This is a genomic window from Cryptosporangium sp. NPDC051539 (assembly GCF_044454545.1).
Lineage (GTDB): Bacteria > Actinomycetota > Actinomycetes > Mycobacteriales > Cryptosporangiaceae > Cryptosporangium.
Genome location: NZ_JBITDV010000013.1, coordinates 187,933 through 201,431, shown reverse-complemented (window position 1 = coordinate 201,431; position 13,499 = coordinate 187,933). Strand labels below are relative to the sequence as shown.

The following is a 13,499-nucleotide window of genomic DNA, read 5'->3' as shown; positions in this document are numbered from 1 at the left end:
CCTGCTATGAAGCAGCGTCGCACGTTTCTCGTCGTTCGCCCGCTGGTCCTCTCCGCTGCCGCGGTGCTCGTGGCTTCCGGCCTCACCGCCTGTGGATCCGGCGGGCAAGGCAACACCAGCCTGGACAAGAACGCCAACGTCTCGATCACGATGTGGACCGGTCAGAGCGAAGACGCCCAGAAGGTCCTCGAGAAGCTGGCCGCTGAGTTCGAGAACGCGCATCCGAACGTCTCGATCGATGCCTCGCCGGGTGCGTCCAGTACCGAGGATCTTCTGCAAAAGCTGTCCGCCGGTTTCGCCGGGAAGAGCTATCCCGACATCTCGTACGCGTACGGCAGCTGGGCCAGCCAGCTGGAGAGCTCAGGGCGCACGCTCGACATCACCGACCAGGTGGCCGATCCCGAGGTGCGGTGGGACGAGTTCCCCGAAGGCGCCCGAGCGACCGTCAGGCCGACCGGTGAGAAGACGATCGGCTTCCCGGCTCTCGTGGACAACCTGTCGCTGCTCTACGACAAGACCGTCTTCGACGCGGCCGGTGTGCCCTATCCGACCGATGACTGGACCTGGGACGACCTTCGGGCCGCGGCCAAGAAGATCACCAACCCCGCGACGAACACCTACGGCTATGCCTACTCGGTGTCCGGTGCGGAGAACACCGTCTGGAAGATGTGGCCGCTGCTCTGGCAGAACGGCGGCGAGATCCTGTCCGAGGACCGGACCAGGGCGGCGTTCGACTCCGAGGCGGGGGTCAAGGCGTTGACGTTCCTGCGGGACATGGCCGTCACCGACAAGAGCGTGTACCTCGATCAGACCGACACGAGGTACGAGCAGCTGTTCAGGAACGACCGGATCGGCATGATGACGTCGGGTCCCTGGATGCTCTTCGACCTCAAGACCGCAAAAACGAAGTACGGCGTGACCAGGCTGCCCGGAACGAACGGCGACCACCAGACGGCCTCTGCTCCCGATATCTGGGCGCTGTTCGACCACAAAGACAAGAACCGCGAGTACTGGGCGTACGAGTTCACCCGGTGGCTGACCTCGGCGCCGCAGGACGAGCGGTGGAACGTCGAGATCGGCAACCTGCCGCTGCGCTCCTCCGAGGCCGACTCCGCCGCGTTCGCCGCCCAGGTCAAGACGTACCCCGGGTTGGACGTGATGGCCGCCAACGGCGTCAACGCGAAGAAGGTGCGGCCGACCGTCCCCGGCTACGTGGGCCTGTCGGAGGCGATCGGTGAGGCGATCGCGGAGGTACTTCAAGGCCGGGGCACGCCGAAGAAGGCACTGGAGAAGGCCGCCGACAAAGCTGATACCGCGCTCGAGGCCGCACGGTGACCACCGCCGTGGCCGCGCCCACCGTCCCCAGCCCGCCACCGCCCGAGCGTTCGCGGCGTGCGAAGCGAACGCGGGCCGGTCTGCTCGACTCCGTGAGCGGGTGGATGTTCGCCGGCCCGGCGACGCTCCTGGTACTCGGGCTGTCGATCTTTCCGGCGGGCTGGGCTCTCGTGCTGTCACTGCAGAAATGGAACGGCTTCAGCCCTCCCGAGTACGTCGGTGGCGCCAACTACGCCAGGCTCGTGACCGACGAGGCGTTTTTCGACGCGGTCCTGCACACGGTCGTCTACACGGCGATGTTCGTCCCGCTGTCCGTGCTGGCGGGGCTGTTCCTCGCCGTCGCGCTCAACCGCCGGATCCGGTTCATCGGGATCTACCGCACCGCGATCTTCGTGCCCTTCGTCGCCTCGGCGGCAGCCACGGGGATTCTCTCCACCTATCTGTTCAATCCGCAGTACGGACTGGTCAACAACGTGCTCCGGATGCTCAGCCTGCCGTCCCAGGGCTGGTTGGAAGATCCGTCCCAGTCGATGGTCGTGATCACGATCATGTCGCTGTGGGGACAGGCGGCTTTCACCACCGTGATCTACCTGGCGGCCCTGCAAGACGTGCCGGCCGAATTGCTCGAAGCCGCCCGCATCGACGGCGCCGGCAAATGGCAGACGTTCTGGCGGATCGTCTGGCCGCAGCTCACTCCGGTGACGGTCTTCATCACGATCTGGCAGACGATCGGTGCGATCCAGCTCTTCGATCTCGTCTACACGACGACGCGCGGCGGACCCCTCGGCGCCACGAAGACGATCGTCTACTTCCTGTGGGAGAAGGCCTTCAGAACTCTCGACTTCGGTTACGGCTCAGCCGCCGCCTACGTGCTGTTCGGGGTCACCCTGCTGACCACCGTCGGTGTCGTCGTCTACTCGAGGCGCAAGAACATGGAGGCGTTCTAGTGGCTCGCACTCCGTCACCGCGCAGGCCCAAGTCACGTCCATCGGCCTGGCACCTGTTCCTGGCGCCCGTCGCACTGCTTTTCCTGCTGCCGTTCGTGCAGATGTTCGTCGCGTCCGTCTCGCCGGCCGACGAACTGGTCAAGTTCCCGCCGCCCCTGATTCCTTCCCGAGTGGACTTCACCGGTTTCGTCGACCTGTTCACCGAGTCCGACGCGCTGGTGTGGCTCGGCAACACCGTGCTGGTAGCTGCGTCGGCGATCGTGTCCCATCTGGTGCTGTGTTCTCTCGCGGGGTACGGATTCGCTCGGCTGGCGTTCAGAGGCCGCACGGTCGGCATCTTCCTGATCCTCGCCACGATCATGATCCCCACCCAGTTGCTGATGATCCCGACCTACATCGTGTTCTCGCGCCTCGGGCTGATCGACAGCCTCGGCGCAGCCATCGTGCCTTGGCTCGCCTCGGCGTTCGGGATCTTCCTGATGCGGCAGTTCTTCCTGTCGCTGCCGAGAGAGCTCGAGGAATCCGGCCTGATCGACGGCGCGAACCGCTGGCAGGTGTTCTTCCGCATCGTCCTGCCACTGGCCAAGCCCGCCCTTGCGACGCTGGCGATTTTCACCCTGCTCGGCTCGTGGAACGACTTGGTCTGGCCGCTGATCGCGATCAACGACGAGCACGCCTTCACGCTGCAACTGGGCCTCGCGAACTTCCAGGGCACTCGACGTACCGAGTGGTCGCTGCTGATGGCGGGCAACGTCGTGGCCACCACGCCCCTGATCGTGTTCTTCCTGTTCGCGCAGAAGCAGTTCGTCGCGACCATGACCCTGTCGGGACTCAAGGGTTGAGCGTCGGAACGGCGGCGCCGAACGCACGCGGCGCCTGGGTCGTCTGGCTGGTCGGCCTCTCGATGTACGTCGTCGCGGTGTTCCACCGCTCCTCGCTCGCCGTGGCCGGTCTCGCCGCCGCCGAGCGTTTCGACATCACCGCCGCTGCGCTGGCCACGTTCACGATGTTGCAGTTGCTGGTGTACGCCGTGTTGCAGATCCCGGTCGGGCTGCTCGTCGACCGGTACGGCTCCCGTGCGGTGCTGATCACCGGCACGATCGTGTTGACGCTCGCCCAGGCCGGCTTCGCGTTCGCCGATTCCTACGGTGCCGCGCTGCTGGCCCGGACGTTCGTCGGCGTGGGGGACGCGGTGACGTTCATCTGTGTGCTGCGTCTGGTGAACGGGTGGTTCAGCCCCGGACGCGTGCCGGTGATCACGCAGCTCACCGGCGTCATCGGTCAGCTGGGCGCGATCGCGGCCGCGGTGCCGATGACGTGGGCCCTGAGCAACTTCGGCTGGACCTGGGCGTACGGGGTCGCCTCGTCGCTGGGGCTGGCCGCGGCGATCGCCGGACTGCTGTTCCTGCACGACGGGCCCGGTGCCCGGACGCTCCGCGGGCCGGCCATGTCCTTCGACGCGATCCGGGCCAGCCTTGCCGCGTCCTGGCAGCAGCCCGGCACCCGGCTGGGGTTCTGGGTGCATTTCACGACCCAGTTCGCGCAGAACGCGTTCGCGCTGCTGTGGGGTTTCCCGTTCCTGGTGAAGGGCGAGGGTGTGTCACCCGACGTCGCGTCGTTGCTGCTGACGCTGATGGTGCTGTCGCTGATCGCGGCCGGCCCGCTGGTGGGCCGGTTCACCGCGCACCACCCGTGGCAGCGCTCGACGCTCGCGCTGGCGATCGTAGGGGTGATCGCGGCGGCGTGGACGCTCGTGCTGGCGTGGCCGGGGCGTGCACCGCTGCCGGTGCTCGTGGCCCTGGTGGTCGTCATCGGGCTCGGCGGGCCGGGTTCGATGATCGCCTTCGACCTGGCCCGGACGTCGAATCCGGCCGAGCGGCTGGCCAGTGCGACCGGGATCGTCAACCAGGCCGGCTTCGTCGCGAGCCTTACCGTCGTCGTCGCCATCGGCGCGATCCTCGACTGGCGTAGCGGCGGCGGCTACCGGCCGGACGCGTTCGGATGGGCCATGTCGTTCCAGTACCTGCTCTGGGCGCTGGGCGCCGGGCAGATCCTGCGCTACCGCAAGAAGGGCCGAGCCCACGCCCTGAGCCTCGACGTCGGCGCGGTGGAGCCGCGCACAACCGCACCTGCGCGGTACTCATGTCAGACCCGGGACGGCCGATCAAACAGTGGTGAGACGGCTCATACATAGTCGTATCAGGCGGCTCGCAGGCATGTTCCTGGCACTCCTGGTGCTGGCGTCGGGCAGCATTGCGACCGTGTTCGCCACCTCGGTGGTCAGCCGTGGGCAAGAGCGGCTCGCCGGGCAGGCGATGACCCAGTCCATGAACGGGTCCGCGGGCATCATCGCCGACGGTATCGGCGCGTACAACAGTGCGATGCTGGACGTGGCGACCGCGGTCGGAGCGAGCTTCACACAACTGGACGCCCGGATGTTCGCGCACCTCACCGTGGCGCTCGACCCCGAGCGTCTACCGGGCGCCGCCCATATCTCGTTCGTGGTGCCCGCCGCGGACTCGAAGGTGGCAGCGGTTCAGGCGTATTGGCGGGCCCGAGGTCCTACCGCGCTCACCCTCCGCCGGACACGGGCCGACGCGAAGCACCAGTTCGTCGTCTTCACCCGATCCTTCAATTCGCGGCCACCGAGGCTGGGCCGCGACCTCTCCACTACGCCGACCACCAGGGAAGCTCTGGACACCTCCCAGCACGTCTGGTCGTTCGCCATGGGCCCGGCGCACGTCGCCGTCCGGGACCGGGAATTGCCGGTGGCTCAGCAGAAGCTCTCGGTCACGATGGCCGTACCGGTGCTGGACGGGGTCGGAGCCTTCCGCGGCTGGATCGTCATGGGTGTGTACGCCGACGACTTCCTGCGCGCGACGCTCAGCGGCCGGATCAGCGAGCAGGTCAATCTGACGCTCACCGACGTCGAGTCGCAGGTGCCGCGAACCATCGTGGAGATCGACGCGGGCACACCGGTGAAGGAGCCGCGTCTCGCGCGCGCACGGGACTTGTACGTCGGTCAGCGCCTCTGGCGCCTCGGGCTGACGCCCACGACCACCCTGCTCAGCGAGGGCGACCGCCGGCTCCGCTGGTTCACGCCACTGGCTGGTGGCGCGTTGACGGTGTTGCTGACCGCACTCGTCGCCGTTCTGGCCGGCGCACGCAACCGCGCGATGGACCGGGTGGACCGGGCGACCGCCGCGTTGCGAGACGACATCGCACGTCGGCAGACGGTCGAAGAGCAATTGCGCGAACGTGAGCGTGAACTGCACGAGATGGCATTTCACGATCAGCTCACCGGCCTCGTGAACCGCAGCCTGTTCTACGATCGCGTGGCCGAGGCGCTGCGCACCCACGCCGACCCGGCGAGCACTTTCGCAGTGTTCTTCATCGACCTGGACGGCTTCAAGGAGGTCAACGACACGTACGGACACGGAGCAGGCGACCTCGTCCTACGAACCACCGGGGAGCGCCTGCTGCACTGCACCCGGAGCACCGACACCGTGGCCCGATTCGGCGGTGACGAGTTCGCGGTACTCCTCGAGCACGTGGCCGATACCGCCGACACGTGTGCCACCGCCGCCCGGATGGTCAGGGACCTCGGTGCGCCGATCCGGATCGGCTCCGACGAGGTGACCGTCACCGCGAGCGTCGGCATCCGGCTGAATCTGCCCAGCGATGACCCCGACACGATTCTTCGCGACGCCGACCTGGCCATGTATCAGGCCAAGACATCCGGCAAGTCCCAATTCGTGCTGGCGGACGCCTAACCTGTCCGGCTCACTCACCGGCCCCCATCCATTCGTTCAGCTTCGCCGTCGCCTGATCGAAGTTCTGGGCGTACCAACCGATGTCCTGATAGAGGGACACACCGGTATTGACCGGACCGTAGACCTGCACCTTGCGCGCGTTGGGGGGCAGGTTCGGCCTGGCTGCCGTGTTGACCGGTGCGGTGCCGAGCGCTTCGGACATGCCGGTGACCGCCGCCGGGCTCACCACCGTCTGGATGAACCGCCGCGCGGCTTCCTTGTTCGCAGACCCTTTCGGCACCGCGAAGGCGTTCAGGGACGTGACCGTCTTGTCCCAGACGATCGTGAGGTCGTTCCCGTCGTTCAACAGCGGGACGAGCCGCGAGTCGGGTAGCAGGAACATGTCCACCTGTTTCGCGCCGACGGCCTGCTGGAGAGCGCCGATGTTCGGAGCGAGCGTGATCTGCCTGCGAATGGTCGACAGCTTCTTCAACGAACGGTCGACGTCGAGGGGATAGATGTCTTTCGGCGCCACCCCGTCGGCCAGCAGGGGGTACTCGAGGATGCCGTTCTGGAGAGAGGGAGTGATGCCCCGCTGCCCCGGGAACCGCCGAACATCGAAGAAGTCCGCCGCGGTCTTCGGTGCTGTTTTCGGGTCCGGGAACGCCTCGGTGCGGTAGGCGATCGGAGTCGCGTTGATCCAGTTGCCGAGATAACACTTGCCGACGGTCTGCGGCACGAGGTCCGTGGTGTCCAGGCCGGAGAAGTCGAGTTCCTCGAAGAGCGTTCCGCAACCTTGGGTGGCAGCCGCGGGCGAGACGGCGACGACGTCCCACTTCACGGCCCGGCTCGAGACCTGCGCTTTGAGCTGCGCCAGGTCAGGCGGCGACGTGTTGACGAACGTCACCTCGGGATGGGCCGCGGTGTAGGGCTTCTGATAGGTGTCGATCATCGCCTGCTGACCCGCCCCGCCGTAGGCGGCGAACGTCAGCATGGTGTTGCTACTGGTCGCGATCGAATGCGCTCCGCTGAGTCCGCAGGACGCCAGCAGGGAAGCAGCGATCGCCGCGCCGGCCGCGCGCCGTACGAAGCTGGACTCCACCCTGCCATCTTGCACTATTTACGGCTATTGCCCGATAGGGCGGCTTCGTAGTCCTCGAGTTCGATGTTGGTCGCGGGCTTGTCGACGATCGTCATGAGTGACCCGAAGATCGACAGCGCCGTGAACATGACGTTGCGGCCGAAGATGCCGAGCCTGGTGCGGGGAGCGAGGAGCCGGCCGGCGTTCACCTTCTGGGAGATCGACGCGTAACCGCGGATCTTCTGTTCGTACTGCGCGAACGCGAGGTGGCAGTCGCCATCCGCCGTGGCGAGTTCTCCGGCCAGGACGTACGCGCCGACCATCGCCAGCCCGGTGCCGAATCCGCCGAGCGCGTTGCCGTAAGCGGCGTCGCCGACGAGAGCGACGCGGCCCCTGCTGTAGTGATCGAGGGTGGCGCGGCTGAGGGAGTCCAGGTAGAAGTCGCCCGAGTCGGGGATCTTGCTCATGAGTTCGGGCAGGCGCCACTTGCCGCCGCGGTAGGCGTCCATGAACTGCTGCTTTTGTACGTAGACGTCGTCGCGGGCGGCCGGAAGCAGGTCGGAGGCGAAGACGAAGAAGGCGGGCGCCTTCAGGCCGCCGAGCGCGGCCATCGTGCCGGGCTCGTTGTACATCACGTCGTCGCCGCCGGCGTCGATGGTGGCCAGCACGTAGTAGTAGCCGAGGTGGGTGACGTAGTCGGCTTCGGGTCCGAACGCCAGTTTGCGAACGTTGGAGTGCATGCCGTCGGCGCCGACGACGATGTCGAAGGTGCGTGGCTCGCCGTTGAGGAAGGTGACGCCGACGCCGTCCGGGGTCTCGGTCAGCGAGGTGATCGAGTCGTCGAAGAGGTACTCGCACTTGTCGGCGGTGAGGTCGTAGAGGAGGTGGGCGAGGTCGCCGCGCGGCACGTTGATCTCGCCGCCGGCGAAGGCACCCGGAACCGTGCCGACCTTGCGGCCCTTCGCGTTGACGAGAGCGCCGTCGCCGCTGGGCACGCCGGCAGCCCTGACCACGTCGAGGATGCCCATCTTCCGCAGCACCGCCAGGTGGATCGGGCCCTTGAAGTCGACGGCTTGACCGCCGCGGCGAACCTCGTGGGCCTTCTCCACGACCGTGACGTCGAAGCCGTAGCGGTGCAGCCAGAACGCGAGGGCGGGGCCGCCGATGCCGGCGCCGGAGATGAGGACGCGCTTGTTGAGCATGATCAGCTGTTCCCTGTGGTGAGGGCGCGGAAGTGGTCGGAGGCGTCGTCGAGAGCGGCGTCCGCGTCGGCGCGCAGGCCCGCGACGACTTCGGCCCGCTCGGCGTCGTCCAGCAACGCGACTCCGATCCGGTCGGTGACGACCTGGATCACGGCGACGAGCGCGGCGGCGTGGGCACGGACGACGAGTGGGTGGAGGCCGGGATGGGTCTCGCCGATCGCGTCCGCGATCGCGTCTGCCTGCTGGTCGCGCGCCTCGAGCGCGAAGCGGCGCAGCACGCTGCTCCCGAGGCACTGGGCGGGAAACTCGCCCCGGGCGATGGCGAGGTCGGCCCGGGCGTAACGGTCGATGTCGCCGTGGACGAGCGGGCGCAGCGCATCGGCCGGTGTGACGTCGTCAGGGCGGTCGCGCACCGTCTCGCGGTAGAACTCCCGGATCTCCTCGGCCCGATCCAGCACCAGTTCCGGCTTGGTCGGGAAGTAGTTGAAGACCGTCTGATCGGAGACTCCCGCGGCCCGGGCGACATCCGACACCGAGACGGCGTCGTAGCCGTGCTCGGCGAACAGGCGAGCCGCCACGTCGGCGAGCTGGTGCCGCATTTGCTGCTTCTTGCGTTCTCGCAGACCCGTCGTCCTCGGCATATTTTTAGAGTAACCAAAAACTTTTGGTTACTCAAGAAATTTGCGGGCACGCCGGGACGCGGCGCGGAGCAGTCGAGCGGCCGCCTGGTGCAGAACGGCCGCCTCGTGTTGTTGCCCGTGCGCACCAGCGACCGTGGCCGCGTTCAGCGTGACCACCGACAGCACGGGCAGATCTCCGGCTTCCAGCGCCACCGCGTACGCCTCCGCCAACGCGGTCTCCGCGCCGGACACGTCACCCAACTCGAGGCACAACGCCGCTCGGGTGCTGCCGACGAGTGCCCGCGCAGGGCTTACCGCCGAGGCGGCTCCGTCGTCGACGAGTTCCCGCGCCCTCTCCAGGTCGCCGAGCCGAACTCGCGAGCCGGTGAGGCGCGGAGCGGACGCGACCGGCGTCCGCTGCCGGATCGATTCGATCCGTGCGATCGCCAGATCGGTCTCGCCGCGCCGCAGGTGCAGATCGATCCAGCGCAGCTCGCCGTACACGTCGTTGCCTCGGTTGTGCGAACCGAATTCGTCAGTCATCACGCGCGCCGCGAGCAAGTCGGCCTGCGCGCCGTCCAGGTCGTCGTCGTGCTGGCGCACCTGGGCGCGGACCGACAGCGCGGCAGCCTGACCCCAGCGGTCTCCGGCCTGCCGGAAGCAGGTCAAAGCGGCCGCGACCGTCGTGCGCACTCGATCGAGCTCGCCGGTGGCCGCAGCGAGCTGCGCGGCGAGCAGCCGCGCCAGTCCGGCCGACCACACCTCGTCGTCCCGAGCCAGGCCCTCGAGGACCGCGAACGCGCTCCTCTCGTTCCGCAAGGAGAGGAGAAGGAGCGCGCTGAGCACCCGGTGCGGGGCAGGCAGGTCCGGGTAGACGCGAAGCCGATCGGCCAGGGCGGCCCGATCGTCGTCGTCGGCATCCGCCCTATTGAGCAGGTAGATCGCCCGAGCGCAGTCCCGCTCCGGACCCAGGGCACCCCCGGGCACCGCCAACGCCTCGCCGAGCCGGTGGGCCGCGTCGGGGTGGTGTCCGAACATCTGCCAGTACCAGGTCAGATCCAGCGCGAGCGCGATCGCGCCGGTGGCGTCGCCGGCCGCGCAGCGATGTCGCAGGGCGGCGAGCGTGTTGTCGTACTCGGCGTTGACGAGCCGGATGGCTGCCAACTGGTCCGGCCCCCGCAGCCGCTGGTCGTTGCGGGCCATCAGCCCGGCGAAGTGGTCGGCGGCCAGGCCGCGAACGGCGTCGAGCTCACCCGTCTCCGTCAGGCGGTTGATGCCGTACTCGCGCAGCGTCTCCAGCATCCGGTAGCGGCCGGGCTCCGGCGCGAGCTGCAGCAGCGATCGGTCGACCAGGCCGGCGAGCAGCTCCGGTACGTCGGCCACCGCACCGGCGCAGACGGCTTCGGCCGAGTCCGCCGTGACCCCACCGGGCAGCACCGAGAGACGGTCCGCGAGCGTGCGTTCGGGCTCGCTCAGCAGGTCCCAGCTCCACGCGATGACCGCTCGCAACGTGCGGTGGCGGGGCCGCGCGGTGCGGCTGCCGCTGGTCAGCACACGAAACCGGTCGGAGAGACCGGTAGCCAATTCCGGCAGCGACAGCGTGCGGAGGCGGGCGGCGGCCAGCTCGAGCGCGAGCGGCATGCCGTCCAGACCGAGAACGACTCGCAGCACGTCGTCCAGCGTGTCGGAGTCGACGGCGAAGCCGGGCAGCACCGCCGCGGCCCGCTCGGCGAACAACCGGACCGAGGCGGTGCCGCGGGCCCGCTCCAGGTCCGCGTCCGATTCGGGCAGGGAGAGCGGACCGAGAGGGACCAGCGACTCACCGTCGACCGCCAGGGGCTCCCGGCTGGTGGCCAGCACCCGCAACTGCGCGCAGCGGGTCAGCAGAATCGAGATCGTGTGTGCCGCCGAATCGATCAGATGCTCGCAATTGTCGATCACGAGCAGGCACGTCCGGCCGCTGAGCTGCGCGACGAGGAAGTCCAGGTCGTCGCGGCCATCCGCGCCGCTGCGCAGCCCGCTCCCGGCCAGAAACGCCGCGACGACCCCGGACGGCTCGGAAACAACGGAGAGATCGATCAGCCAGGTGCCGTCGCGGTGCTCCTGACGCCGGGCCGCTTCCAACGCCAGCCGTGTCTTGCCTGCGCCGCCCGGTCCGAGAACGGTGACCAGTCGCCCGGAGGCGAGCGACGCCTCGATCCGGGCGAGCTCGTCCACCCGGCCGATGAAGCTGGTCAGCGAAGCCGGGAGGTTCCCGGTGGCGGGGGCGGTGCCGGGGGCGAGGGCCGCCGGCTCGAGGCGCAACGCTCGGAGATGGCGTTCGCGCAGCGCGGCGCCCGGATCCGCTCCGAGGGTGTCGGCCAGCGTTTCGCGGACCCGTTCGTACAGAGCCAAAGCCTCGGCCTGACGCCCCTGGGCCGCGAACGCGTCCATCAGCACGACGGCGGCCTGCTCGTGCGCCGGGTGCTCGGCGAGCAGATCGCTCAAGCGAGAGGTCGCGGCGTCGGCACAGCCCGTGGTCAGTTCGGCTTCGGCCAGATCCACGACGACGTCGATCGAAATCCGGGCCAGCCGGGTCGCGACGGACGGTGCCACCGCGGTGATCGCGGTCGGCTCGGAGCCGCTGCGGTCCGTCCATAACGCCACGGCCTCGACCAGGGCGTCCGGGTGGCCGGAGGCGGCGAGCCGTTCGAACCGCAGGGCGTCCACGTCGTCAGGAACGACGTCCAACCGGTAGCCACCGGCGACCTGAACGACGACCTCGGCCGAGCCGAGAGCCCGGCGTAGCCGGGACACGAGGGTCTGGAGGGCATGGGCCGGATCAGCGGGCGGCTCCTCCGCCCAGATCGCGTCGACGAGCGTGCTCTGTTCGACCGGCCGGCCCCCGGCGATCGCGAGCCGGGCCAGCAAACTCTGCAGCCGGGAGCCGGAGACGGGCAGGACGACGTCTCCCCGGGACACCGAGACGGTGTCGAGTAGTGAGATGCGAAGCCCATCCATGCCCTGATCATCGCAAACCGGCAGTAAGAACACCGTGCGAGTGTGGTGCGCGCCTCCTGTGAGCGATCCTCTGCAGGCTGCGGGTATGTCTCTCGAAGCGCCTACGGTCCGTGGCCGCGATGCGACCAACAAATGGGTCGCGCTCGGCGTCCTGAGCGTGGCCCAGTTGATGGTCATCCTCGACTCGACCATCGTGAACATCGCGCTGCCGACGGCCCAGCACGATCTGGGGTTCTCCACCGACAACCGGCAGTGGGTCGTCACCGGATACGCGTTGGCGTTCGGCAGCCTTCTCCTGCTCGGTGGGCGGCTCTCGGATCTGTTCGGCCGCAAGCGGCTGTTCCTCATCGGAGTCGTTGGCTTCGCTCTCGCCTCGGCTCTCGGTGGCGCGGCGGGGACCTTCGCCGTGCTGCTCGTCTCCCGTGTCGCTCAGGGGTCGTTCGGCGCGCTCCTCGCTCCGGCGGCGTTGTCGCTGCTGTCGGTCACGTTCGCGGACAACGCGCACGAACGCGGGCGTGCGTTCGGGATCTTCGGTGCGGTCTCCGGTGCCGGGGGCGCGATGGGGCTGCTGTTGGGTGGCGTCCTGACGCAGAACGTGTCGTGGCGGTGGTGTCTCTACGTGAACGTGATCATCGCCGCGGTCGCGCTGGCCGGTGCGGTGCTCGGGCTACGGTCCGGCGATCGGCCGGAACGGGTACGGCTCGACGTCGCCGGCGCGGTCACCGTCGTCCTCGGCCTGGTCGGGATCGTGTTCGGCCTCGGCAACGCCGAGTCGCAGGGCTGGACCGACACCTGGACCGTCGGCGCGATCGTCGGGGGCGCTCTGCTCATGATCGTGTTCGTAGTGATCGAAACGCGCGCCGAGCACCCGCTCCTGCCGCTCGGTGTGGTGCTCGACCGCACCCGCGGAACGGCCTACCTGGCCGTGGGGATCTCCGGAATCGGATCGTTCGCGATCTTCCTGTTCCTCACCTTCTACCTCCAGGACACGCTGGAATTCACCCCGGTCGAGAGCGGCCTCGCGTTCCTACCGATGGTCGGCATGCTGGTCGTCCGAGCGGTCGTCTCCGGGGCCGCGCTCCTGCCGCGCACCGGACCGCGGCCGCTCGTGCCGATCGGATGTCTCCTCGGTGCGGTCGGCATGGGACTGCTCACCGGCATCAGCACGACCTCCGGCTACGTCGGCGGCGTTCTTCCGGGTCTGCTCGTCCTCGGCTTCGGGTTCGGGCTGATCTTCGGGCCCGCACAGAACGCCGCGACCAGCGGAGTCAGCGCCGACGAGACCGGCGTCGCGTCCGCGATGGTCAACACCGCGCAGCAGATCGGCGGATCGATCGGCACGGCCGTGTTCAGTTCGCTCGCCGCGAGCACGATCACGAACTACCTCGCCGAGCATCCCGGATCCACGCCGCAACTGGCCACCATCGCCGGCTACCACACCGTGTTCTGGATCGCGGCCGCTGTCCTCGTGGCCGGCGCGATCCTGGCCGCCGCGCTGTTCCGCAGCGGCCCACTGCCGATCGATCCGGACGCCGAGCCCGTCGTCGCGATCTGACGTTCCA

The 13,499-nt window shown here is 68.5% G+C and carries 10 protein-coding genes; 6 read left to right on the top strand and 4 right to left on the bottom strand.

Features of this window, described 5'->3' with window-relative positions; translation table 11 throughout:
* Positions 1-6 precede the first annotated feature (6 nt).
* From ACIBZJ_RS34710 to ACIBZJ_RS34690, 5 genes are all read left to right on the top strand, one after another.
* Entirely contained in the window at positions 7-1,335 is a 1,329-nt protein-coding gene (locus tag ACIBZJ_RS34710; RefSeq protein ID WP_395937319.1) for an ABC transporter substrate-binding protein, read from the top strand.
* Positions 1,332-2,282 (top strand): carbohydrate ABC transporter permease, encoded by a 951-nt coding sequence (locus ACIBZJ_RS34705; RefSeq protein ID WP_395937317.1) that lies wholly within the window; start codon positions 1,332-1,334, stop codon positions 2,280-2,282. Before ACIBZJ_RS34710 ends, ACIBZJ_RS34705 begins: the two co-directional genes overlap by 4 nt.
* Positions 2,282-3,124, top strand: a complete 843-nt coding sequence (locus ACIBZJ_RS34700) for a carbohydrate ABC transporter permease (protein WP_395937315.1) — start codon at positions 2,282-2,284, stop codon at positions 3,122-3,124. The genes ACIBZJ_RS34705 and ACIBZJ_RS34700 overlap by 1 nt, the downstream gene beginning before the upstream one ends.
* Positions 3,125-3,186: 62 nt before the next feature.
* Positions 3,187-4,476, top strand: coding sequence for a nitrate/nitrite transporter (locus ACIBZJ_RS34695; RefSeq protein WP_395937523.1), 1,290 nt, complete (start codon positions 3,187-3,189; stop codon positions 4,474-4,476).
* On the top strand, positions 4,454-6,055 hold the full coding sequence (locus ACIBZJ_RS34690; RefSeq protein ID WP_395937313.1) for a diguanylate cyclase domain-containing protein: 1,602 nt from the start codon (positions 4,454-4,456) through the stop codon (positions 6,053-6,055). The genes ACIBZJ_RS34695 and ACIBZJ_RS34690 overlap by 23 nt, the downstream gene beginning before the upstream one ends.
* A 10-nt stretch (positions 6,056-6,065) precedes the next feature.
* Here the strand turns inward: ACIBZJ_RS34690 and ACIBZJ_RS34685 are convergent, their stop codons facing one another.
* Genes ACIBZJ_RS34685 through ACIBZJ_RS34670 form a run of 4 tightly spaced genes read right to left on the bottom strand, consistent with a single transcriptional unit; the run spans position 6,066 to position 11,937 of the window.
* Entirely contained in the window at positions 6,066-7,136 is a 1,071-nt protein-coding gene (locus ACIBZJ_RS34685; RefSeq protein ID WP_395937311.1) for an extracellular solute-binding protein, read from the bottom strand.
* A 14-nt stretch (positions 7,137-7,150) separates the two neighbouring features.
* The gene (locus ACIBZJ_RS34680) at positions 7,151-8,317 is read right to left on the bottom strand and encodes an FAD-dependent monooxygenase (RefSeq protein ID WP_395937309.1); all 1,167 of its coding nucleotides are present in this window, start codon (positions 8,315-8,317) and stop codon (positions 7,151-7,153) included.
* Positions 8,318-8,319: 2 nt separating this feature from the next.
* Positions 8,320-8,958 (bottom strand): TetR/AcrR family transcriptional regulator, encoded by a 639-nt coding sequence (locus ACIBZJ_RS34675; RefSeq protein ID WP_395937307.1) that lies wholly within the window; start codon positions 8,956-8,958, stop codon positions 8,320-8,322.
* Positions 8,959-8,985: 27 nt separating this feature from the next.
* A complete protein-coding gene (locus tag ACIBZJ_RS34670; RefSeq protein WP_395937305.1) occupies positions 8,986-11,937 on the bottom strand; it encodes a BTAD domain-containing putative transcriptional regulator in 2,952 nt (983 codons plus the stop codon).
* A gap of 85 nt (positions 11,938-12,022) precedes the next feature.
* On the opposite strand from ACIBZJ_RS34670, the gene ACIBZJ_RS34665 reads away from it, so the two are divergent.
* Positions 12,023-13,492 carry a DHA2 family efflux MFS transporter permease subunit gene (locus ACIBZJ_RS34665; RefSeq protein WP_395937303.1) on the top strand — a complete coding sequence of 490 codons (1,470 nt, stop codon included), beginning with the start codon at positions 12,023-12,025 and terminating at the stop codon, positions 13,490-13,492.
* Positions 13,493-13,499: the final 7 nt, after the last annotated feature.

Excerpts from the sequence above, each read along its gene's own strand:
- ACIBZJ_RS34710 (WP_395937319.1), top strand. The coding sequence starts at position 7 with ATGAAGCAGCGTCGCACGTTTCTCGTCGTTCGCCCGCTGGTCCTCTCC.
- ACIBZJ_RS34695 (WP_395937523.1), top strand. The coding sequence starts at position 3,187 with ATGTACGTCGTCGCGGTGTTCCACCGCTCCTCGCTCGCCGTGGCCGGT.
- ACIBZJ_RS34680 (WP_395937309.1), bottom strand. The coding sequence starts at position 8,317 with ATGCTCAACAAGCGCGTCCTCATCTCCGGCGCCGGCATCGGCGGCCCC.
- ACIBZJ_RS34675 (WP_395937307.1), bottom strand. The coding sequence starts at position 8,958 with ATGCCGAGGACGACGGGTCTGCGAGAACGCAAGAAGCAGCAAATGCGG.
- ACIBZJ_RS34670 (WP_395937305.1), bottom strand. The coding sequence starts at position 11,937 with ATGGATGGGCTTCGCATCTCACTACTCGACACCGTCTCGGTGTCCCGG.
- ACIBZJ_RS34665 (WP_395937303.1), top strand. The coding sequence starts at position 12,023 with ATGTCTCTCGAAGCGCCTACGGTCCGTGGCCGCGATGCGACCAACAAA.